This is a genomic window from Amycolatopsis regifaucium (assembly GCF_001613935.1).
Classification (GTDB): Bacteria; Actinomycetota; Actinomycetes; order Mycobacteriales; family Pseudonocardiaceae; genus Amycolatopsis; species Amycolatopsis regifaucium.
The window spans coordinates 1-23009 of record NZ_LQCI01000002.1 but is presented as its reverse complement, the minus strand read 5'-3'; the positions used below and the strand labels follow the sequence as shown (position 1 = coordinate 23009).

16 protein-coding genes are annotated in these 23009 nt (G+C 67.7%); 12 read left to right on the top strand and 4 right to left on the bottom strand.

The window, feature by feature from the left end; all coding sequences use genetic code 11:
• Positions 1 to 53: 53 nt before the first annotated feature.
• Entirely contained in the window at positions 54 to 1292 is a 1239-nt protein-coding gene (locus AVL48_RS01360; protein WP_061988644.1) for a helix-turn-helix transcriptional regulator, read from the bottom strand.
• Positions 1293 to 1780: 488 nt separating this feature from the next.
• Here AVL48_RS01360 and AVL48_RS01355 point away from each other — a divergent pair, with 488 nt between their 5' ends.
• The 3 genes from AVL48_RS01355 (at position 1781) to AVL48_RS01345 (ending at position 9529) form a co-directional block, all read left to right on the top strand.
• Positions 1781 to 3160 (top strand): acyltransferase domain-containing protein, encoded by a 1380-nt coding sequence (locus AVL48_RS01355; RefSeq protein ID WP_063816593.1) that lies wholly within the window; start codon positions 1781 to 1783, stop codon positions 3158 to 3160.
• Positions 3157 to 8730, top strand: coding sequence for an SDR family oxidoreductase (locus AVL48_RS01350; protein WP_061988646.1), 5574 nt, complete (start codon positions 3157 to 3159; stop codon positions 8728 to 8730). Before AVL48_RS01355 ends, AVL48_RS01350 begins: the two co-directional genes overlap by 4 nt.
• Positions 8731 to 8893: 163 nt before the next feature.
• Positions 8894 to 9529, top strand: a complete 636-nt coding sequence (locus tag AVL48_RS01345) for a helix-turn-helix transcriptional regulator (protein ID WP_082857507.1) — start codon at positions 8894 to 8896, stop codon at positions 9527 to 9529.
• Here AVL48_RS01345 and AVL48_RS01340 read toward each other — a convergent pair.
• Together AVL48_RS01340 and AVL48_RS01335 are read right to left on the bottom strand one after the other, a co-directional pair.
• On the bottom strand, positions 9522 to 9998 hold the full coding sequence (locus AVL48_RS01340; RefSeq protein WP_244162605.1) for a hypothetical protein: 477 nt from the start codon (positions 9996 to 9998) through the stop codon (positions 9522 to 9524). The two genes, AVL48_RS01345 and AVL48_RS01340, sit on opposite strands and share 8 nt — an antisense overlap.
• Positions 9999 to 10169: 171 nt before the next feature.
• On the bottom strand, positions 10170 to 11207 hold the full coding sequence (locus AVL48_RS01335) for a hypothetical protein (RefSeq protein ID WP_248846466.1): 1038 nt from the start codon (positions 11205 to 11207) through the stop codon (positions 10170 to 10172).
• A 416-nt stretch (positions 11208 to 11623) separates the two neighbouring features.
• On the opposite strand from AVL48_RS01335, the gene AVL48_RS01330 reads away from it, so the two are divergent.
• The 6 genes from AVL48_RS01330 to AVL48_RS01305 all read left to right on the top strand — a co-directional run bounded on the left by AVL48_RS01330 (position 11624) and on the right by AVL48_RS01305 (position 16094).
• Positions 11624 to 12472, top strand: coding sequence for a polysaccharide deacetylase family protein (locus tag AVL48_RS01330; RefSeq protein ID WP_244162606.1), 849 nt, complete (start codon positions 11624 to 11626; stop codon positions 12470 to 12472).
• Positions 12473 to 12514: 42 nt separating this feature from the next.
• Positions 12515 to 13132 (top strand): GNAT family protein, encoded by a 618-nt coding sequence (locus tag AVL48_RS01325; protein ID WP_061988650.1) that lies wholly within the window; start codon positions 12515 to 12517, stop codon positions 13130 to 13132.
• A gap of 25 nt (positions 13133 to 13157) precedes the next feature.
• Entirely contained in the window at positions 13158 to 14108 is a 951-nt protein-coding gene (locus AVL48_RS01320) for an LLM class F420-dependent oxidoreductase (protein WP_061988652.1), read from the top strand.
• Positions 14109 to 14283: 175 nt separating this feature from the next.
• Positions 14284 to 14694 carry a cold shock domain-containing protein gene (locus AVL48_RS01315; protein WP_061988653.1) on the top strand — a complete coding sequence of 137 codons (411 nt, stop codon included), beginning with the start codon at positions 14284 to 14286 and terminating at the stop codon, positions 14692 to 14694.
• Between the two features lie 105 nt (positions 14695 to 14799).
• On the top strand, positions 14800 to 15252 hold the full coding sequence (locus tag AVL48_RS01310) for an SsgA family sporulation/cell division regulator (protein WP_061988655.1): 453 nt from the start codon (positions 14800 to 14802) through the stop codon (positions 15250 to 15252).
• Between the two features lie 287 nt (positions 15253 to 15539).
• Positions 15540 to 16094: a type VII secretion system-associated protein gene (locus tag AVL48_RS01305; protein WP_061988657.1), complete on the top strand. Its 555-nt coding sequence runs from the start codon at positions 15540 to 15542 to the stop codon at positions 16092 to 16094.
• Between the two features lie 22 nt (positions 16095 to 16116).
• Here the strand turns inward: AVL48_RS01305 and AVL48_RS01300 are convergent, their stop codons facing one another.
• Positions 16117 to 18840, bottom strand: a complete 2724-nt coding sequence (locus tag AVL48_RS01300) for an ATP-binding protein (RefSeq protein ID WP_061988659.1) — start codon at positions 18838 to 18840, stop codon at positions 16117 to 16119.
• Positions 18841 to 19319: 479 nt separating this feature from the next.
• Here AVL48_RS01300 and AVL48_RS01295 point away from each other — a divergent pair, with 479 nt between their 5' ends.
• The 3 genes from AVL48_RS01295 (at position 19320) to eccB (ending at position 22926) form a co-directional block, all read left to right on the top strand.
• The gene (locus tag AVL48_RS01295; protein WP_061988661.1) at positions 19320 to 19796 is read left to right on the top strand and encodes a YbaB/EbfC family nucleoid-associated protein; all 477 of its coding nucleotides are present in this window, start codon (positions 19320 to 19322) and stop codon (positions 19794 to 19796) included.
• A gap of 308 nt (positions 19797 to 20104) precedes the next feature.
• Positions 20105 to 21499 carry a type VII secretion integral membrane protein EccD gene (eccD, locus tag AVL48_RS01290; RefSeq protein WP_061988663.1) on the top strand — a complete coding sequence of 465 codons (1395 nt, stop codon included), beginning with the start codon at positions 20105 to 20107 and terminating at the stop codon, positions 21497 to 21499.
• Positions 21499 to 22926: a type VII secretion protein EccB gene (eccB, locus tag AVL48_RS01285; protein WP_061988664.1), complete on the top strand. Its 1428-nt coding sequence runs from the start codon at positions 21499 to 21501 to the stop codon at positions 22924 to 22926. The genes eccD and eccB overlap by 1 nt, the downstream gene beginning before the upstream one ends.
• The last annotated feature ends 83 nt before the right edge of the window (positions 22927 to 23009 follow it).

Here is a 23009-nt window from a genome sequence, read left to right as displayed (position 1 = left end):
CAGGGACCTTGAGCGTCCCGATTTCCCCACACCGGTCACGTTCGGTCACACCCTCAGGTCCGGCGATGAGGCAGGACCTCGCCGGCCAGCGCGCGCCGTCCGCGGATCCCGAGTTTGCGGTAGACGTTGGAAAGGTGGAACTCGATCGTGCGCACGGTGAGCACCAGGCGAGTCGCTATCTGCTTGTTGCTGTAGCCGTCCTGGGCCAATTCGGCGATCTTCAGTTCCTGCGCGGTCAGCGCAGTCCGCTGCACCGGAGTCTCCAGTTCGCGCAGCAACTCCTCGATCTTGCCCGTCAAGGTCGCGTCACCGATGAACCGAGCCGCCTTCCCGGCTCGGAGAAGCTGGGTCTTTCCCTCGAGATGCTGGCCGGACGCGACGAGTCTTCTGCCCTGTTCGTAGCAGACGGTCGCGATCCCGACGGGGGATCGGGCGAATTCCAGCAGGTCGATGGCGTCTCTGAAGCGGGCGGACGGCAGGTCGGAGTCCTCGATCGTCTCGAGGACATACAGCCCCCAGGCCATTTGGGCGTGTGACCGCCACGCCGTCGCGAACTCGTACTCGTGCGCCGCCGCGGTGACGGCGATATCGGGCTTTCCGGCGGCCGCGGCGGTCAAGGCCAGCAGCCCCTTGCGGCGCGCGACCGAGTACGTGGCCGCCACGTCCCTCACGGGAAGTTGCGAACACTCGCGCAGGTCCCGATAGGCCTCGTCGGCCCTGTCCGTGATCAGATGCAGCCAGCCGCGCACCCCCAGCAGCAACGGGCGCATGGCCGGCCATTTTCGCGCGAGCAGGCCGAAGTCGTGCCTGCGGAGGACCTGATCGGCCAGATCTGCTTCGTTGACCGCGACGAGCGCTTCGATGTAGAGGGGAACCGCGAGATCACGCAGGCATGACGGGGACGCCGTGTCGGCGAGCCGCGCCAAGGCTGTCCTCGAGCCCACCAGGTCACCGGAGTGCTTGGCGTGCTCGGCCCGCATCAGGGCGACGTGGTCGGCGAAGCCGGCACGGTCTCGCTCCAACCTCCACACATGTGCGTCCGCGCTCTCGAGTTCACCGGTCCGCAGGAGAATCGTCACTCCGTGCCAGAGGCAGCCGGGGTCACGCGAACACGTTTCGTCGCTGAACACGAGTTCGGCCTGCGCGGCCGTCGCCAGCCGATCTGTGCCGCGGATAAGCATCGCCAGCGCCTTCGTCGCCTGGCAGTTCGGATGCGGTTCCGGCAACAGGGGCCCGATGAACTCAGGGTCCGCCGGCGGAAGCGCCCACTGTGGCATTTGATCGAGCTTCACCCGGCCTCCTCAGGTCCTTGGGGGACATTGTGCACGTCCTCCCGGGACATTCTGCACGATCGCGCACGTCGTGGTTCGGCCACTCGGGTGAAGGAGCTCGCCCGGATGCCGGAGTCACGTCACCGAGCCGAAAGCGTGGCGGGTCGCATCACCGCTTCTCAAGACGCGTATCGGAGGCGCGCGAAAGATTCTTGACCGCGCCTGTCGAGACCAGGATGGACAACAACGAGTAAATATCTCGCGCTGATCGCCCATGAATTGATCGAGTGAAGACAGCCGGCGTGATGCAGGCAGTGGACCTCTTTTCCGTAATGCGGTAGTCCTCGTTCGCTACTTACGGTGAGCGAGGTGCATGTTTTTCGCTTTCCATTGCACAAAAGGGCCGAAACTTATCTCCTATCATTCGGACGTGTTAATATTTGTCGCGCGGAATTGTATCCTCCTTTTGGCGTGAAATGCAGTGTGAAACCGAGATATCCGGAGTTCCTGTGCACGCGAATCCTCTTTCTTCGACCTTTCTCTTTCCCGGCCAGGGTGCCTATCTGGCCGGTGTCTTCAGTGGCAGTGAGCAGGCGTTTCCCACCATGGCCGCGGAACTCGGCCGGTTGGATGGATATTCGTTACGGACAGGTGGCCCCGAGGTGACGCACCTGCTCACCGATCCCACCTCGCCCACCTTGGACCACCTTTTGGAGAACGACGTCCCGGCGCTGAGTCTGGCGATCTTCGCCTCCCAAATCGTGGCCGCACGGCTTTACCAAGAAGAGTTCGGCCTTTCACCGGCGCTGCTCATGGGCCACAGTTTCGGCGAGTTCGCCGCGTTGGTGGTCTCCGGCGCCTTGACGCTGGAAGAAGGAGTCACCCTCGTGGTGGCGCGTGACCGAGCGTTACGGGCTTCGGGAGCGACCGGGGGAATGGTCGCCATCGAAGCGGGCTTCCGGCGGGTGGAGAACCTCGTCGCCGCGATGGCCGACGGCAGCCTCACCGTCGCCGCGGACAACGCCTATGACCAGGTGGTGGTCTCCGGTTCCGGGCAGGCCGTCGCCCGTCTGGCGTCCGTCGCCGGCGAACTGGGCGTCAAGGCCACGGTCCTCCGGGTGCCTTACCCGTTCCACAACCGCCGTCTCCTGGACGGAGCCAACGAACTGTTCGCCCGCACGGTGGCCACGATCGTTCCCCGCGTGCCGCGCATCGCCGTCCACTCGCCGGTCCTCGGGCGTCGTGTGGAGACGCCCGAGGACGTCTTGGAGGTGCTGTCGAGCCATCTGGTCCGGCCGGTGCGCTTCCTGGACGCCCTGCACGCGGTCCGCGGGGAGGGCGAGACCCGGTTCGTGGAGTGCGGCGCGCGGTCGACGCTGGTGGACCTCGCGAGCGCGACCGTGGCCGGGATCAGCACCAGCGCGCCGTTCCGCCGCCGTGCCGACCACGCGGGTGTGCTGGCCGAGGTACGCCGGCTCGAGGCCGGGCCAGATGGCTCGGAGACGGCGCCCGCACCGGCGCCCGTGACTCCGGTCGTCCCCACGCCCGCACCGGCGGCACCCGTGGAACCGGTGCCCACTCAGCGGGTCACTTCGGTCTCGAGCGAGACCGGTGACGAGGGAGAAGGTCTCTCCGAGCCGAAGGTGCTCGACGAGCTCAAGACCCTTTATGCCGACGCCGTCGGCTATCCCGCCGACGTCTTCGAAACCGGCGTGGAACTCGAGGCCGATCTCGGTATCGACTCCATCCGCCAGACCGAACTCCTGCAACGGGCGAGGAAACGCTACGACGTTCCCGAGGCCGATCACATCCGGATCACCGACTACACGACCCTCGAATCCATCGCCGGGCTGATCGTCGAACTGAGGCACCAGGGAGAGCGGGTGTGAACGGCCAGGACTTCCGCGGCAAGATCTGCCTGATCACCGGCGGCTCGAAGGGGCAGGGCCGGGCGATCTCGCACGAACTGGCCGGACGCGGCGCCCATGTCATCGTCAACTGGTTCCACGACGAGGCCGCGGCCGAAGAGACCGTCCAGGCCATCGTCTCCGCCGGTGGCTCGGCGGAGGGCCTGCGCGCCAGCGTGGCGAAGGCCGAGTCCGTGGACGCGATGTTCGCGGAGATCGGACGGCGGCACGGGCGGCTCGATGTACTGGTCAACAACGCCGCCCGCGGTGTCTTCGAACCGCCGGAGGTGCTGACCGAGCACGACTGGGAACGCGCGATCAACACCAATGTGCACGGTCCGCGCCGCTGTTCCAGGGCTGCTTTCCCGTTGATGCGGCAACACGGCGGTGCCATCGTGAACCTCGGCTCGATCGGCACGAGCGTGGTCATCGACAACTACCTGTGCCCGGCCGTCTGCAAGGGCGCGCTGGAACAGCTCACCCGATACCTCGCCGTCGAATTCGGGCCGTACGGCATCCGGGTCAACATGGCGTCCGCCGGAATGCTGGAAAGCCGGACCGTCGAGCTGTTCCCGGACAGCGAAAAGGTGCTCGAAGCCACCGTCGCGGGCACGCCGCTGAACCGGCTGGGCACCTTCGAAGAGAACGCCAAACTCGTCGCCTTCCTGGCGTCGGACCAGGCGTCGTGGATGACCGGCGAAGAGGTCGTCAACGACGGCGGTCTCCGGCTGGGCGGAGCGTTGATCCGCGCCGGAGGCACCTGGGGCGGGCGGGAGCGGATCGCGGCCGCCGCGGCCACACCCCAGGTCACCACTCCGAAACCGGTCGTGGCACCTGCACCGGCCCGCACCGCACCGGTGGCTGACAACGCCGAAGACGGCTGCGTCGCGATCGTCGGCATGGGCCTGGTCGTGCCGGGAGCGGAATCACCGGAAGAGTTCTGGAACCTGCTGCGGACCGGGACACCCGCGTTCTCCGCGCCGGGTGACCGCTACCCGGACGAGACCTTCTGGGCGGCTGCACCGGGAGAGCGGGACCGCACCTATGCCGGTGTCTCCGGTTTCGTCCGGGCCGGCCGGTCCGACGACGTCGCCCCGGAGGCGAGCCTGTCCGCGTCCTGGCTGCGCGGCGCATTGCGTCAGGCACTGCCTGCTTCGGCGGTCCGCGGCTTGAAGACCAGCTGCCATATCGGAGCCTGCTCCGACGGCGATCAGCACTTCGAACAGGCGATGGTGGTGGAGGGCTACGCCCGGCGACTCGCCGAGCAGTGGCCGGGAGAAGAACCGGTTTCGCTCGACGAACTCCGTGCCGCCCTGCGCACCCGCTACGACCTCGACAGCGGGCAGGCCGCGGGACATCTGCCGGACGGAATCGTCCGGCACGCCATCGACGGACTTCTTCCGGGGGACACCGCGTTCACCGTGATCGACACGGCCTGTTCGTCTTCGCTGTACGCCCTCGACCAGGGGATGTCCGCGGTGCTCGAGGGCCGATCCGAACTGGCCCTTTGCGGGGGCTATTTCATGGTCACCCCGCGCTTCAACGTGCTGTTCGGCAAGCTCTCCGGGCTCAGCAAGGCGGGCAAGGTCGCCTCCTACCAGCGGTCGGCCGACGGGACGCTGTTCTCCGACGGTGCCGCCGTCATCGCGTTACGCCGTCTCTCCGACGCCCGGCGCGACGGCGACGAAGTGCTCGCCGTCCTCACCGGCTTCGGTGCCGCCGCGGACGGCCGGGGTCGCGCCATCGCGGCGCCGAACGCCCGAGGCCAGGGACTGGCGGTGGCGAGGGCGGGCACGGCGTCGCGGGTGCCCGCGGCAGAAATCGGCTGGATCGTCGGGCACGGCACCGGCACCAAGGCGGGCGACGCCGTCGAACTGGCGGCTCTCGATGAGGTTGCCCCCGCCGTTCCGGTGCTGTGCACCTCGAACAAGTCGCTGGTCGGGCACACCGGCTGGGCCGCGGGCGCCGTCTCGGTGATCCATGCCGTGCTGGGCTTGCGCAACGGCGTCGTGCCCGCCCAACGGCCCATCCCCGAGCGAAGTGAGCTGCTCGAATCGCACCGGGTCACCGTTCCGGTGCGGGACACACCGCTGCCCGCGTCGTCGCCCACCGTGGGTGTCTCCGGATTCGGATTCGGTGGCACCAACGGACATCTGCTGCTGCGGAAGGAACCTGCCCCCGGCACGCCCGTGGCCCGGAGCAAACCGGAGGCCGTTCACGACGACCCGATCGTCCTGGTGGGCTGGTCCGCGCATCTTCCCGGAGCACCCGACGGCGCCACGGTGCTCGAGCGGCTCCGGGCGGGGAAGCCACCGGCCGAAGCCGCGGCCTTCCCCTCGCCGTATCCGGCACCGGCGGTGCGTGTCACGAAGATGCCACCCGCCGCGTCCGACGCGGTGGACCGGACACAGCTGATGGCACTGGAGGTGGCCGATCGGTTCGTGACGGAGAACGGTCCGCTCTGGCGCGGCATCGAGCCGACCACCGGGGTGATCGGCGCGCACTACGGTCCGGCGACGACGTGGTTGGAGACGGCCTTGCGTTGCTACGCCGACGATCTCCTGTCCTGGAACCCGCCAGGACTGTCCGAGGACGACTTCGCCGTGGCGGCCGAGGCCGCCGTCAAACTGGTGCGGGAGACAACGCCTGTGACCACACAGGACAGTCAGCCCGGCCTGATGGGCAACGTGATCCCGGCCCGGATCGCCAACCACTACGACCTCAACGGCCCGGTGGTGCTCGCCGACGCGGGGCCGGCGTCGACGCTCCACGCCGTCGACATCGCGCGACGGTACCTGCGCGAAGGCACCCTCGACCTCGCGCTCGTACTCGCGGTCAACGGCAACAGCACCTCGGAACTGGGGACGCTCCTGGGCCGGGAGGCGCTGGGGGAGGGCGCCTTCCTGCTGGCTTTGGCGCGCCGCGGTGACGCCGTCGCGGCCGGCTGGCCGGTGCTGTGCGAGGTCTCGACGGAGGCACCGGTGGCGTCCGGGACGGAGCCCGGTGCTCCCGAACTCGACTACCTCGGCGCTCACGGCGCGATCGACCTGCTCAGCGCGCTCGCCACGCTGGACGAGACGCCTCGACGCGAGATCGCCGGGGCTTTCCCGGCCCCGACGGTGACGCTCTCCGCGCCCGCCCGTCCCAAATCGACCCGGCGCAACGATCGCTACGTGTGTTCCTTGGCCGAAGATCTCGAACCGGTGGCCGAAAGCTGGACGATCCCGCCCGGTCCCGACTGGCTGGTGCTCGCTCAGCCGGGATGCGCGGAGCTGGTACCCGCGGCCGTGCGCGAAGCGGGTGCCGTCGTCCGGGAGCTGGACGGTGCGGTGCCGGTCGAAGAGCAGGTCTCCCTCGGCGATGGCCGGTTCTCCCACGTCCGCATCGTCGTTTCGACGCGGGAAACGGGCTGGCCGGCCTCGGCGGACAACGACCTCGTGCTCACCCACGAGGCGCTTTTCCTTGCCGCGAAAGCCTGTCGTGACCGCATCGACGACGGCGGGTCGCTCGGCGTCGTGATCGACGACGCTCTCGCGGGTGGTGTGCCCCACCCGGACACCGGACTTTTCTCGGCACTGGTGAGCAGCCTCGCCTGGGATCTGCGCGGCGCCCGGCTCGCCGTGGTCATCGGCACCTCGGACTGGGCCGTGGTCAACCGGGAACTGGCGAACTACGGCGGGAATCCCGTGGTGATCCACCGTGACGGGAAGCGGCTGCGGACGACGATCGTGGCCTCGCCGTCGGAGCTCGACGAGATCGGCCCGGTCCTTCGCCCCGGCGCCGTCGTGGTGACCACAGGGGGCGCCCGGGGGATCACGGCGGCTTGTATGAAGGAACTCGCCACCGCGCAACGGATCCGGCTCTGGCTCCTCGGATCGTCACAGCTACGAGAGGTGCCCGAAAACCTCCTCGACGCGCCTGACTCCGACTTGAACCGCCTCCGTGGCGAGTTCATCGCCACCGAACGCGCGAAGCGGCCGGACCTGCCGGTCCGCGAGCTGAACGCCCAGTTCGCCAAACTGCTCAACGCCCGCGAGTCGTTGCTGAACCTGCGTGAACTCCGTGCGTTGTGTGGTGAGGACGCGGTGCACTACCTCTCCTGCGATCTCAACTCGGCCGAGGCGGTCACCGCGGCGATCCGGCAGATCCGGGAGACGGATCCCCTGGTGGATCTGCTCGTCCACGGCGCGGGCCTGCACAACGGCGGTGACATCTCGCGGATCACCCTTGACGGCCTGCGTCGGATCCGCGACGTGAAACGGCGCGGATACCACAATCTCAAGGAAGCGTTCGGGGACGCGCAGCCCCTTTCGTGGTGCAACTTCGGCTCGGTGGCCGGACTGGTCGGCCTGCCGGGCGAGACCGACTACGCACCGGGAAACGACTTCCTTCACGGTGCGGCCAGGGCGAACACCTTCGCCCGCGGTCTCGAAGAACGCACGCTGGTGTGGCCGATCTGGTCCGAGGTCGGCATGGGTGGTTCCGATCTGATGCAGGGCAACAACGAGCGAGCCGGGATCATGGCTCCGCTCAACCCCGCCGAAGGAGTGCGGCACTTTGTCGCGGAACTGACCCGATTCCCGGCTTCCGAGCCGTTGGTCGCCTTCCTGAACCCGAGGGAGCGGGAGACCTTTTCCCAGCAGTTCCCCGGTTTCGTGCGGAATCGTCCGGCTCGGGCGCCTTGGCTGCTCGGCACGCCGTACCGATTCGACGCCGGCTCGGCGGAGTGGGTGCTCGAACTGGGGGATCGGACAGCCGGATTCCTCGCCGACCACCTCGTGAACGACAAACCCACCCTGCACGGCACCGGCCTCGCCACGGTCGCGGCCGAAGCGGCGGCGGAACTGTTCCCTGACCGCCCGGTGAGTGCCCTGCGCGATCTGCGGTTCCACGCGTTCGTGGCACCGAAGGCCCGACCCGGAAGCCCTTATCGGGTGACGGCGACGGTCACCGGCCACGAAGGCGAGAAGGCGCTGGTGAAGGTTCGGATCACCAGTGACGTCGTGGACCGGCGTGGTCGGGTGCTGCGCCGCGACCGGCCGCATTTCACCTGCGTCGCCGAACTGGGGCCCCTCGCTTCGCCGCCGAGGGCGGCGGAACGGGTCACGGGGAAGCGGTCGGACGATCCGTACTATCGACCGGGTAGCGGGGTATATCTCGGCGGTGTCTTCCAGGCGACTACCGAATCGGTCGAAGGCCCCCGCGGCTCGAGTGCCCGGTGGTCGTACGTGCGCCCGGTGACCGAGTCGGACCGCGCACTACAGGAGAATCCGCCGGTCCCGTCGGTCCTGCTGGACGCGCTGGCTCGGACACGGATGTTGCGGACGGACGAAAACGGCGTCCACCTGCTCGCCGTTCCCAGGGCCATCGGGCGGATCGACTTCTTCACCGCGGGAGGTGACGGCCCGGTCTCCCGCGCGAACCCCGACGGCATCGTGCTCAACCACGTCGCCGCCGAGAACGTCGACGAGGCGTCCACAATGGATGGTCGGGTGCTGATCCGGATCACCGGCTGCGAGATCTACGACGTGGACGACACCGAAGCTCGCTAGGCTACGGCCAGTACATGATGGCCCCCTTCCTTGCGCCTAGCGCAAGGAAGGGGGCCATCATGTACTTCACCGCGAAGGTGAAAAGTAACATCGGGCACTTCTCTCCTGGATTCAGGCAGCTCGCTTGACAGTCATCGAACCTCAAATAAGCTTCGACAGAAGAATGAGCGAACAGAACGCGGAAACGGCGGCCCGTGCCGACGTCGAGAACGGGCATCATGAACTCGTCGGGCAGCCGAGCTTGCCGGTCCTGGACGGGTTCCGGGCACTGCTGGTGGGTCCGCATCCGGGCAGACGCCGGAATCTGGCGGGCAGGCTCAAGGTCATGGGCGCCGAGACGGTCACCGAAGTCAACGCGCCACACAGTCTACCCGGGTCGGAGAGCTACGACCTCGTCCTGTTGCACACTCGCCAGGCTCCGCGCGAAGTGGCCGACCTGGTCAGCGGTCTGCGTCGGCAGGGCCGGAAACGTGTGATCGTGATCGCGTCCGGGGAGGATCCGGCACCGGCGACCGCCGCTTTCGCCGCGAACGCGGTCGGCTACCTGGTCGACAGGTTCGAGCCCGCGCCGCCCGCGGGCCGGGCCATCCTGGACGAGTCAGTGCGGGGCCTGTCCGAGCGCGAGCTCGAGATTCTTTCCCTGGTGGCGGACGGGAAGTCGAATCGGGAGATCGGTATCGAGCTCGCCTTGTCCGTGAACACGGTCAAAGGACATCTCGCCCGGATTTCCAGGAAGCTGCACACCGGCGACCGGTCGCGAATGGTCATGCTGGCGCTCCGGTCCGGAGCGATCAGCTGAACTCGCCGCGTGCCGCCCGAATGAGGGGATATCGGTGTGACCGCCACTGCGGCCGGGAAAGCGCGGCGATGACCCCGGAGGCCACGGGCAGCCAACGGTCCTTCGGCGACGGTTCGCGCAGCCACTGCACGGCGCCGCGTGAGGTGACCGTCGGCGGCAGCAAGGCCTTGGTGGGGGAACGGTGGAACAGCACGCCTTTGGGCAGCTCCTCGTCCGAGACCACGCAGTCGTCCGATTCGACGAGCGCGAACGCTCGGAACGGAGCACCGGGCACCAGCAACATCGGGCCACGAGGCAAAGCGGCGGTCGCGGCGAAAAGGTGTTCGCCGCCCCGGAACGGCACGGAGACCGCCGCCATGCCACCGGAGAGGCACAGTAGCAGCGAGTTCCCCTGAATTTCGACATCCCAGGCGAAATTGGCCTTGTAGAACTGGGCGGCCGCGAGCAGTTTGGGAGATACTCCGTCCATCACCTTGACCGTCGCTCCGGAAGAGACCGTTCCCATGGAACCCGCCATTCTGCTCACGATCCTGTAGTCGTCACCGCATCCCTTCGGAATGCTCGGCTTCCATTCTGTGCGCGGCGACTTCATGAAATCTCTATATACGGGCGTGGTCGCCGACGCGACGGCCCGGCATTTTCAGGAACCGGTCCACGCGGGTTCACCGTCGGCCGACGGGGTCAGTGCCTTCATGACCCGGCCGAGGGCCACGGTGTCCGGAATCGGCGGCGAACCGTCGATGTCGTTGATATAGGCCACGAATTCGGGATCCGGGGTCAGGTGGTGCTCCCGAAGGTAGTAGGTGATCGAGTCGGTCCACACCCAGGATCCGTCGGTGTAGAAATTCGTCGGCACCATCGCCCCGCGTTCGGGTTCGACGATGTCGTCCATCAGCACCGAAGTGACGAGCAGCAACGTGCCCGACTCGAGATACTCGCAGATCCTCTCCCGCTCGCCATCGTCGGTGATCTTCGGCCGGTCGGGATCGAACATGGGCCCCGCTTCAGGGTCGACCTTGTCGAAGACCCTGGCCACCTGGACCTCGGAGTCGGTGTCGGCGGCCCAGAGCAGCCTGCCGTTCTCTTGCGCGGCACGCTGATAGCGAAGGCCGCCGCCGGTTCCGAGCGGGATCACCTCGACCTGCGGGTCCCGTTCGCCGGCGGCGATCAGGCTCTCCTGGAATCGTCCTGCCAGTTCGGCCGGTGCCGAGGCCTCTTCGTGCTCGTCGTCGACCTCGGCCACATACACCACGCGAGGGGGCGGGTAAGGCGCGTCGTCGATGGGGCTGCGTACGACGCTCCACAGGCCGCGCAGGCCGGGTTCGCCGATCGCGGTGGCGAGCAGGTCCTGTTCGGCGAGCGCGGAGATCAGCATCGCGTTGTTCGTGTCCTCGCTTTGCCCGCCCTCGCCGGACTCACCCCATTCCACCGAAAATCGCCACGGCGGCGGAATGTCGTCGGGGGTGAGTTCCACATTGGCCAGTGAACTGGGGTCGCCGCCCTCGGCCTGGAGCAGCTCACCCAGCACATCGAGGTCGTCCTCGGTCAGCGGCAGTGTCGTCCGCCTGCCCGCGAAGACCAACAGCCGGGCGACGTCACCGCATCGGTGCTCCGCCAGCATGCCGCGGGCATGGGTGAGGGTGTCGTCGGGCAGCCAGCCGGCGGTGCGGAGCAGCATGCCGTGAAGCTCAGGGGTGAACGGGTGGGTCATCATCGCTCCCGAAGGGTCGCCGGTCACCCGTCATTCTGACGCCGGTCGAAAAGCGAAGCCGGGGCAAGGGCGATGAAGTGCCCCAATGTGCATCTTTCGCCGAAATTCATGACATCGTGGGAGCGGAGTCGGCACCGACGGCCGACGACAAGCCGGCCCTCGTCGAGGAGATCCGGGGCAAAGGGGATGGACGAAAGCTCGCCCGTCGCGCTTATCCACGTCAAGATCTATCAACGGTGAGTAAGTTCCGGTCTGCCGAAGAAAAATCGGCACCGGAAAGCACATGCACGGTCGGCGACTCGGCCACTTGAGCGAGAAAGGGCTGGATGATGTCGAACGCGCAATCCGCTCCCTGGGAATGGCCGGAAACGCGGTGGCGGTCCATGGTGGCCGAGGTCGGTGCCTCGAACGCGCTGGAGCTCGGGGCCTGGCCTCGGAACGCCACCGTGGCCGTCGCGATCTCGGTCGACGTCGACAACGAGACCCTTGTCCTGTCCCGGGGTATGGACGGGCCCGGTCTTCTTTCCCAGGGCCAGTACGGTGCCCGTGTCGGCTTGCCCCGGGTTCTCGAAACCCTTCGACGGCACTCCGTTCCCGCCACCTTCTTCTATCCCGTGGTGTCCACCGAGCTCGATCCCGCGGGCCTCGCCGCGGTGCGGGCGGACGGACACGAGATCGGTCTCCACGGGTGGATCCACGAAAAATGCGGGGATCTGACGGCCGGACAGGAACGGGAGCTGGCCCTGCGCAGCGCGGAGGCGATGGAAGTCGCCGCCGGAGCCCGTCCGGTCGGTTTACGCACCCCGTATTGGGACTTCACCGCGCACACGCTGCCGATCATCCGGGAACTGGGTCTCGAGTACGACTCCTCGCTCATGGCAGACGACCAGCCGTACGAGCTCCTGCACCGCGATGAAGCGACGGGGGTGACGGAGGTTCCGGTCTCCTGGATCCGCGACGACGCTCCGTACTTTCCTGACGACGCCTTGGGAAAGCAGGTACTCGCGCCGCACGAAGTCCTGCGAATCTGGCAGGACGAGTTCGACGCGGCCTACGCCGAGGGTGGCCTGTTCACCCTGGCCCTCCACCCGCACATCATCGGACACCGGTCCCGGATCAAGGTGTTGCGCGAGTTACTGGCGTACATCGCGGCCCGCCCCGGTGTCTGGTTCACCACCCACGCCGACGTCGCCCGGCACGCGGTGGCACAGCGAGCGCGTCCCGCCGGGTGATGACCGGCCGAACTCGTTTCCCGACCGAGAGGATCGTTCACCTTGCCCACAATCAGCCGTGTCGCCGAGGACCGGGTAGACACCCTGGTCGACGTTTACGCTCAGGCCTTCTTCGATGACCCTGTCTTCTCGTGGATCTTCCCGGACCCGGAACGCCGGGCCGAAGCCAACCGGCGCTTCTTCACCGTGATCGTGGAATCGACGTTCGCGGGTGGCGGCCTGGCCCTGCAGATCGAAGACTTCAGCGCGGCCTCCTTGTTCTATCCACCCTCCGTCCTGCCAACCGCGCAAGACCATGCCGATGTCCTGGCGCGACTGGAAAAGGAGTTGGACGATCAGGCGGAGCGAGCGGTCGCCTTCATGAACCTGCTCAACGACAATCACCCGCGAAACCTGCCGCCACATCTCTACGGAACCTACCTCTCGGCCGTTCCCGGGCAGCAGGGCAAGGGACTCGGTACCAGGCTCAAGATGGCCCAGTTCGCCCTCGCCGACGGCGCGGACGCCGGCGTTTACGGCGAAGCCAGCTGCCTGCGCAATCTCGCTCTGTACGAGCGCCTCGGACAGATCCGCCTCGGTGAGGCGATCACCCTCGAGGGCGGTCCGTCGCTGTACCCGATCTGGCGGCCGCAGGCGAGCAAGCGCGCCGGCAAGTCCTGAGGACGGCGTTACCCGAGGAGAGCACATGGACCGGTGGGGTATCACCATCCCGTTGCCCGGAGTACCTCTCGCACGACATCGGGAGATCGTCGAAGAACTGCCGGATCTCGGGTACACCGACCTCTGGACCTCCGAAAAGGCGGGTACCGACGCCTTCACGCCGTTGGCGCTGGCCTCCCAATGGGCGCCGGGACTACGGCTCGGTACCGCCGTCGCTCAGGTGTACACCCGCGGCCCCGCCCTGCTGGCGATGAACGCGGCCACGCTGGCCGGGCTCGCGCCGGGCCGTTTCGTCCTGGGCATCGGCGCGTCGTCGCCGGTGATCGTGCGGAAGTGGAACGCGACGGAATACGCGACCCCGCTCCGCCGGGTCCGGGACACCCTGCGGTTCTTGCGGACGGCCTTGGCGGGCGAAAGAGTGAGCGAGGATTACGAGACCTTCTCGGTCAGGGACTTCCGCCTGGAGCATCCGGTCGATCCACCACCGGAGCTGGCGCTCGCCGCGTTGCGACCGGAGATGCTGAGGCTGGCCGCGCGGGAGGCCGACTGCGCGATCACCAATTGGCTCGCGCCCGGCGATGTACCCCGGATTCGCAAAGAGGTCGGACAGGACATCGAACTGGCGGCCCGCGTCTTCGTCTGTCCCACCCCGGACAAGGCCCTGGCGCGCAGGCTTGCCCGCAGGCTCATCACCGGCTACCTGACAGTGCCCGTCTACGCCGCTTTCCACGAATGGCTCGGCCGCGGCGAGGCCCTCGCGCCGATGCACGAAGCCTGGTCCCGAGGTGATCGCCGCAAGGCTATGGAGGTGATCCCCGACGAGGTCGTGGACGACCTCGTCGTGCACGGCGGTCCGGAACACTGCCGTGCACGAATCCAGTCCTATGTCGACAGTGGCCTGTCGACGCCGATCATCGCGTTGGTCGCGACCGGTGACTGTCCGATGGACCATGTCCGGAAGCTGGGGCCGTCCTGACGTATCCAGAGAATTTCGGGCACAGTTCCGGTCGGAAACGCCTTTGTTCTCGGCCGGGGCACCCTGACCGCGACGACGACGCCGACCCGGGCGATAGGGTCGGTGCGGTATTCGGCTCGGCGTGCTGGGAAACCACCGGCCTGACACCGCGGAAGAAAGTCCAGGGAGACAATCCATGCTGATGACCGGCAAAGTGATCCGCTACGACGAGCTGCGGGGTTACGGCTTCGTGGCGCCGGACAGCGGCGACGAAGATGTCTTCCTGCATGTGAACGATCTGACCTTCGACAAGCGGCTGCTCGCGGCGGGGGTACAGGTCCAGTTCACCACAGAGGAAGGTCCCCGCGGGCTGAAGGCGTCGGACGTCACGCTGCTCGATCGCGGTACTCAGGAAGTTCCGGCCCGGGCCGACCGAGGACCGTCCGTCCGCCATGGCGACCATGACGTACTCACCGCCCAGGATCTGCGCGAGGAGGTCACCGAAGTGCTGTTGCTCGGCGCGCCGATGCTGACCGGTCAGCAGATCGTCGAGATCCGGCAGGGTTTCATCGCGTTGGCGTTGTCGCACGGCTGGGTCAGCGACTGATCGTCGCGGGTGGCTCAGCGCGATGAGCCGGTACCCGATCGGCGGTTTCGTGGCCGGGACCGGCGTGTTTAGGGGAAATGAAGTCTCGGCGTCAACACTGGGACCATGAACAACGAGATGATCCCATCAACGTCCGAGAACGTCTCGATCAAGCACGTGGCGCACAGTCACGATGTGGTCTTCGTGCGCGCGCTCCCGAATGTCGATGACACGCTCGTCGAAGTCGAACTCCGCTATGACACCAGCGATCCCTTCGCGATCAAAGCCCGCTTCCTGCGTGGCACCCCGAACGAGATCGACTGGCTGTTCTCCCGTGAACTCCTCGCGGCCGGTCTGCTCGAGCCCACGGGGGAGGGCGACGTCCGGATCGGTCCGTCGGTCTCCGATCCCGAAGGCGTGCAGATCGATCTGAAGACCCCGGACGGTGCGGCCACCTTCACGGTCGGCGCGGAAGACCTGAAGCACTTGTTGGACTGTAGCCACGCCATGGTGCCCCGCGGTGAGGAATTCCTTTGGATCGATTTCGAATTCGAGCTTCACCGTCTCGTTTCCGGCTGAGATCTCGAAGGTCGCCTCCAGTAACCGGGCCGTGAGTGTTGAGGGGTAAGGCGAACATCGCGCGACGCCATTTTTGCCTTATCCCTCGGTGGGGGGCGGCCGTCCTTGCCCAGTCGGTTCCTTCGGTCAGCGCACTTGCCCGATCGCGCATTCGGCGTTGCTGAATCGGGCGATCTCCACCGTGGCGGTGAGTATTCTGTCCGTGCGAAATGTTCGGCGGAATCCCACTTCCGGACCGGCTGAGGAAAAGAACGAGCACAGGGTGATCGCGTTCGGAAGGGGAGACCATGAGCGAACAGCCCGGGGAGACCGCTGCCGGAGAAGCTCCCGGCAGCAGGCTGCTGCTACTGCTCGACCCTGAGTTCAGGATGAGTGAAGAGCAGCGGGAACTGCCGCCGCAGGTGGTCTTGGGCGCGTGGGTCGTCGACGAGGCGGGCGATCCGAGCCGCTTCCATCCGAATCCCGACTATCGGCCCAGCACTCCCGGCTCTCCGTTGGATCCTGTGGACGCGGTGCTCCGCGCGCTCGCCGACGGCCAGGACGTCGCGGACCAGTTTCCCGTCGTGCTCCGGGACACGATGCTCGGTATAGCCACGGACGACGAAGGCGTCGCGGTGATCAAGCCGGCGCCGGACGGGGTGCCGTCGGTTCAGGTGACCACCTCCCATGGCCACCGTGAGCGTGTCGGTGACGACCTTCGCTGGCTGGACGTCACCGTCGAGGAGCTGGCCGAAGCGTTACCCTCTCGGGGCGTGGACGTGCTGTTGAACCCCGGCTCACCCGCGTCGATGCGGGTGCTCGCGGACGCGATCCGCGCCGCCGCCCAGAGCGAAGACGCCTGACCGCTTCAAGCGTCCTTCCCGGTCAGAGCCGGAGTTCGCCGGTGGCGATCGCGGTCGACAGTTCGATGCGGGAGCGGTAACCACTCCGGGTGAACAACCGGCTCAGCCGGCCCTCGACGCTCTTTTCGCTGGTGATCAGCGCCGCGGCGATCTGCTTGTTGCTGAGGCCTTCGGCGGCCAGTGTCGCCAGCAGTCGCTCGTTCTCCTCCACCGTGTTCCGGCGCCCGGGCACGACGATGCCGTGCTTCTGCATCAGCGTGCGGGTCTTCGCACGGTGCATGAGCGCGCCGAGTCCGCCCATCAGTTCGTAGGCTTCGCTGAGCAGGGCGGGATCGGCCACCCCGTGTTTGACCAGACGCGCGATGAGGACCGACAACTCGAACGGCTGACCGCGTTCATGGGCCATCCGCAGGCATTCCGCCGCCGCGTCCGCGTTCTTGGTGACCGCAGCGCGCACGAACGAGGCGAGCAGGACCGCCCGGCCTGTTGGCAAGGCGGCCGCCAGCCGCTCGATGTCCACCAGACAGCTCTCCGCGGTCCGCGGGTCGTCGAGGTCGAGGGCCAGATCCGCCAGTTCCGCGCCGGCGGTGTCACAGCCGACAACCAGGCCGCGTTCCCGGGCGACGCTCAACGCGGTGGTGAGCCGATCGGCCGCCCTCCGCGGATCGCCGAGCGCGCGATCGATCAGGGCTTCGGTGAAGTCCATCAGCTGGGCGAGGACCGGCGTGCTCTCGCCGGCCGCGGTCGCCAGTTCGCGTGCGGTCGTGAGCCGTCCCTGGCAGACGAGGGCGGAGACCGTCGCGGCGAACATCCCGGTCGTGGCGGCGGTGAAACCGGGAGCCGATCGGTACGCCACACTTCGGCAGGCCAGCTCGGTCGCGGTCCGGAAGTCACCGCGCAGGACCGCGGCCGTCGTCCGGTTGGCCGGCCCGACCTCCTCCCAAGACAGCTCCTCGTCGGCCAGCAGGTTGTCGGCTCGGTCGAGTTCGCCGTTCAAGAGCAAACCGGTGAGATGCGTGTCGACCAGCTCGACGCGGTAGGGCGCGACATCGCGCAGCGGCCAATCCCGCCGTTCCAGGAGACTTCGCTCGAAGAACTCAGCCCGGCCCTGCCAAAGGCCGCCGAGCGCGCTCAGCAGGCGCGCGACGACGGCTTGAGGCCCGCGGGAGTGGATCGCCGGGACGGCGGCGTCCGCCCATCGCACCGCTTCCACCCAGCGGTCGAGCAGGGCGCACGCGGTCGCCCGGATCAGCGCCCGTGAGCCGGGATCCCCGGCCAAGCGGTGGTCACCGTCCGCGATGTCGCGCAGCGGTTCGGTGTCGCGCCGGCCACTGAGGCCGCGAAGCAGCAGCGAATGGGCCTCGAAGACGGCGTCCGGGTCCAGCTGATCCGCGAAGTCGCCCAGCACCAGCCGGATCGTGCGCAGGCTTTGCTCGTAGTCGCCATTTCGATGGTAGGCGGCGACGAGCAGCAGGAGTACCTTCGCCCGTTCTGCCCGGTCGCCGGCGAGTTCCGCGGCGGCGTCGAGCCAGCGGAGCGCCGAAGCGGTACCGTCCGGTCCCGCTTCGGTGGCGCGGCGGATCAGTTCCTCCGACGCCCGCGCCGGATCCACGGACCGGCCGGCTTCGGCCAAGAGGTTCGTCCGATGCTCCAGGTCGGGGCAGTCCGCGGTGTGCGACCACAGGGCCTCGACGGCGGCCTCCGCCAGTATCCGGCGTTCGTACGGTCCGCAGGACTCGGCCAGCGCGGCGGCTTGGCGGGGGAGGGGGAAGCGCCACGACGCGCCCGCGCGATGGAGCACACCGGCGGCTCGCAGGGTTTCCAGGCGGTCGAGCAAGTCCTGCTCGGAGACGCCGAGCACCGTGGCCGCCAGCCGAGGTGCCGCACTTCCGAGCGGGCACAGGAAAGCCATGGCCTTCGCTGTTTCCCAGGCCGCTGTACCGAGTGCTCTGACCGTCGCGACGGATTCGCCGGGCGGAAGCGGATCCTTCGCGGCCATCGCGGGGACGAAGTACGCGGACCGGTTCACCACCCGGATCGCGCCGCGCCGGCGCAGCGCCTCCACCGTCTCGCTCACCGCGGAGCGCACGCCGCGGCTCAGTGCGTGTACGTGGTCGACGAGCGCGGGTTGGGGTGCGGCCTCCAGCGAGTTCCTCAGGTCGTCCATGAGCAGGTCCTTGGTCAGTGGACGCATGCGCAAGGTGAGGATCAGGTTCTCCTTACGGAGCCGGGCCAGCGCCTCGGGGCCGTAGCGAGCGGCGGCACCGTTCGCGGGGACACGCAGCGCGCCGACACAGGTCAGGCGACGGCCGTCGAGCATCGGGATCAGCGCTTCGAGTACCGCGAGGGAGGACCGGTCGATCCACTGCAGATCGTCGAGCAGCAGGACCGTGCCGTCGCCGGCACGACGCAGAGCCGCGGCCGCGGCGTGGGCCGCACGCAGCGCCACCGCCGGTTCTTCGGCCGCACCGGCGACCGGGCCGATCGACGCCCACGCGGGCTCGCCGGCTATCGGCCCCCGCAGCTTGGTGGCCGTTTCACCCCGCAGCTCGTCGGTTGGAAGGGCGAATCGAGCGGGAGCGACGTCGCCGGTCGAGGTGAACCGCATCGCCGAAACGTGCCTTCGATCCGCTTCGTAGCGTTCGGACAGCCGCGCGAGCAGGTTCGTACGACCGGTGCCGGCGAGCCCGGTGAGCAGGACCAGTGGTTTCTCCGCCTCGAGAACGGCGTCGAGAATGTCTTCCACTTGGCCATCATCGACGCGACCGGCGGTGGAACCGGGATCGGAAAGGTGAACTGGTCCGACATCGTGCCCGAACTGACAGGTCGAAAAGGGAGGATCGGACAAGGTGCCCTCCGGAGGATTGACCGCCGCTTTTCGAAAAGTCCGTCGGGAGGCGGAGGAACTCGGGGACCTCGGCCAGTCGAGGCACCCGGCCTGGATCGAACGGGCGACGAGGCCCGCCGCCTGGATCTGTCCCGCCGTGGCACCACCGGCCAATGAACCAATCTGAGTTGCCCGTCCATGGTGCCCGGTTGCCTGATCGGGCAAGGTGTGGCTCCGCTGTTCGAAGGGGACGGCAACAGGATTAAGGGCAGAAATCCCCGTAAAAGAGGCCACGCGCGCAGGTCGCGATCGGTTCGAACCGGCTTTTCCGGTAGTCGTGGGGACGAGCTGTGCTGCCGGTGTGTCGGCGCTGGTCGTGAATAGTGAGGAATGGTGTGATGACGGATTGGGCGGCGGCATTCGACAACGCGGATCTGGGTGTCGAGCAGGCATTGGCGGATCTGGAGCGGGAGAAGCAGAAGCTGCGGGAGGTGAGCAAGATCTGGGAGGAGAGCACGACGACCGTCCGGGCGAAGGACAATTCGTTCTTGATGACCTTCGACGGACGCGGTGAGTTGACGGACGTGTCGTTCCAGGGATCGAAGTACCGCTCACTGCCTCCCGCCCAGTTGGCACATCAGATCGTGGAGGCGGTGCGACAGGGCCGTACCGAGGCGTTGGCGAAGGTCGAGAAGGTCATGGGCACGGGTTCGACGACCGGCCTCGATTTCGCCGGGGTCGCGGGCGGCAAGGTCGACCCCATGGAGATGATGAACTCGCTGCTGGGACCGATGCTGGAGGGTCTCGATGGGCTCGGCATGAGCGTTCCGGACTCCTCGGACAAGGACAAGGCCAAAGGCAAGAAGAGCGACTGACCGTCCCAGTGGACCGGTCACCGGCCGGGGCGGGCTACCTGACGATCGTCGGTGCTCTTTGAGTGTCTACACGTGGCCTGCGGCTTTGCTGGCCTGAAGTTCGTGATGGCCTCATTTCTTGCGCTTAGTGCAAGGAACGAGGCCTTCATGGCCCGGTCGCTGTCGGGCTCACCCGCCGTAGGCGGTCCTTGGTGAGTGGTCCTCCCCGTTCTCGGAAGGAACGCCCGGCGAGGCCGCCAGCCGCGTGGTCCGGCGCTAGCGTCTGGCCCGGACACGGGTCTAGACCTGGAAGGAAGGCCTGGTGCCTGATGGAAGAGCAGACCCAGCATCGCACGACGAGTTCGGCGAGGCTCCGTTTCGTCCTCGGCGGACAGGCAAGGGATCTGGCCCTGCCGGCCGAGGTTCCCCTCGTTGATCTGCTGCCCGCGATCCTCGCCCAGTTCGGCGCCGAGACGATCGAGCAGGGCGCCGAGCACGAGGGCTGGGTGGTTCAGCGGATCGGCGAAGCCGCGCTGGACGAAGACCGCACCTTGCTCCAGTTGAGCGTGGTCGACGGGGAGAGCCTCCATCTGCTTCCCCGCGCCGACCAGCTCGCCGCGATCGACTACGACGACCTGGTCGACGGGGTGGCGGAGCAGGTGCGGGAGCATCCCGGTGCGCTGACCCCGGCGCGGGTCGGCTGGATGTTCCGGCTGGGTGCCGTGGCCCTCCTGCTGCTCGCCTGCTGGTTGCTGCTGGTCGGCACCGCCGTGGCGGCGCAGGTACTGCTCTCTGCCGGGCTTTCGGTGGTGCTCCTGGCAGCCGCGGCCCTGGTGGCCCGTGGCGCGGCCAAACCCGTACCGGCGGTGATCCTGGCCGGGGCCGGTGTCGCTTTCGCCGCGTTGGCGGGCTGGGACCTGGTGTTCCTGCTCGATCCGGCCGCGATCGCGATGATGGCCGTCACCGGCGCGGCGGCGGGAGCCCTGCTCGCCCTGCTGGTCGGGATCATGGTGGTCGCGGACGGCGCGGCACTGTTCGCCGGGGCGATCCTGTTCACCGTCGTGCTGCTGATCACCGGCCTGATCGGCTCCGTGACCCCCGCGGACCCGGCCCAGGCCGCCGCCATCGGCCTGGTGACCTCCCTGATCCTCGCGCTGTTCATCCCGACGACCGCGTTCCGCCTGTCCGGGCTGACCCTGCCGATGCTCCCGACGGGTGCCGAGGAACTACACGAAGACATAGACGCGGTGTCGCACAAGGTGGTCGTGGATCGCGGTAGCGCGACCTTCGGCTACTCGACCGCACTGCACGTCGGAGTGGGGGCGGCGCAGGTCGTCCTCCTGCCGGTGCTCGATCTCGCCGCTGACGGCTGGCACCTTACGTTCGCGCTGGTCATCGCCCTGCTCCTGGTGCTGCGATCCCGCCATCCGAGCGGCATGATCCAGCGCTGGGCGGTACTGGCACCCGCCGCGGTCGTCGTGCTGCTGGTCGCCGCCGATCTCGGGCTGGCGCAGCCGATGGAGACCCGCTTCGTGGTCGTGGTCCCGCTGGTCCTCCTTGCCGGATTGTTCCTCCTCGGCGGCGAACGCCTGCCGGGTAAACGGTTCCGGCCTTACTGGGGCCGCACGGTCGAGATCTTCGAACTGATCACGGCCATCGCGGTACTGCCGATCCTGTTGCAGGTCCTGCACGTCTACAGCTTCATGCGACACCTGGCCGGCTGATGAAATCACGCAAAGACCAAGTTCAGGCCTACTTCTTCGTGGTCGGGCGACTGGCGGCGGCGGTGACACACGGCAAGCCGGACGCGCTGGAGTCGCCCAGCAAGCGAATGACCACCGGGACCGTGCTCGGTTTCGTACTCGCCGCGGTGACGATGGGCGTCTTCGGCATCTTCGGCATGTTCGTGCCCTCGACCGGCAACTCCTCGTGGAAACAGGACGGCGCGATCGTGATGGACGAGACCAGTGGCGCGCGGTACGTCTATCTGGCCGGTCAGCTTCGCCCGGTGCTCAACTACTCGTCCGCCCGGCTCGTGGCGGGCCAGTCCGGTGGTCAGGTCACCTCCGTTTCACCGAACGCGCTGGCCGGAACCCCGGTCGGCCAGCCCATCGGGATCGCCGGCGCGCCGGACGCACTCCCGGCGGCCGACAAGGTGACCGGTGGCACGTGGACGGTCTGCGCGCAGCTCCCCGGTTCCGCGACAACGCAGAGCTCGGTAGTGAGCGTCCTCTTAGGACATGGGCCGGGCACCGTGCTCACCGATAACCAGGCTTACTACGTGTCGGCACCGAGTGGTGAGCTGTATCTGGTGACCCGCGGTAAGCGCTTCAAGCTCCCGAGCAGTTCGGTCGCCGTCGCGCTCGGCTACGGCACCCAGCGGCCCGTCGAGGTGCCTTCGTTGTGGCTGAACACGATCGTCCAGGGCCCGGACTTCGTCGCACAGTCGGTACCCGGTCTCGGTCAGCCAGGACCGGTGATCGACGGGAAACAGAGCCTGATCGGCCAGATCTACCAAGCGCGCAATCCGGCGATCGGGACCGAACAGAACTATCTCGTTCGCCGGGACGGCTTGGCCGCGCTCAGCCGGACCGGAGCGGCACTTCTGCTCACCGCGCCGAGCACCCGGCAGGCTTATCCGGACGGGCCGATCGAAGCGGTCCAGGTCACGCCGGACGCCTTGACCGGCGTGGCCGTCTCGGCGACCGCCGGGATCGTCAACGAGCTGCCACCGACTCCTCCCGAGGTCGTCACCCCACCACCGGGTTCGCAACCCTGTGTCCGCCAGGATCCATCGGCGGGCGCCGGCCAGGCGACGGTCGCCGAACTGCTCCCCGACAACCAGGTTTCGCAGGCCTCGGTTCCGCTGGGCACGCATCAGGCGGGTATGACGGCCGACCGGGTCTCGATTCCGGCGGGCAGGGGTGTTCTCGCCCGGGATGTGCCCGCACCGAATGCCTCCTTGGGTGTGATGTATCTGGTGACCGAAGTGGGGGAGAAATATCCTTTGGCTGATGCGGAGACCGTTGCCGCGCTGGGTTATACCGAATCGGCGGCGGTTGCGGTGTCGATGCGATTGCTCGATTTGCTGCCGACCGGGCCGGTGCTGAGTGTGGGCGCTGCCCGTCAGGCTCAGGCCGTGCGGCCTTGATCGCGGCTGTTCTGCTCGTAAGGGGAATCCCTACCGGAAGCCTGGAGGGCCGCGGAAAGCGGATTCGGGGCTGGTTCGGGATT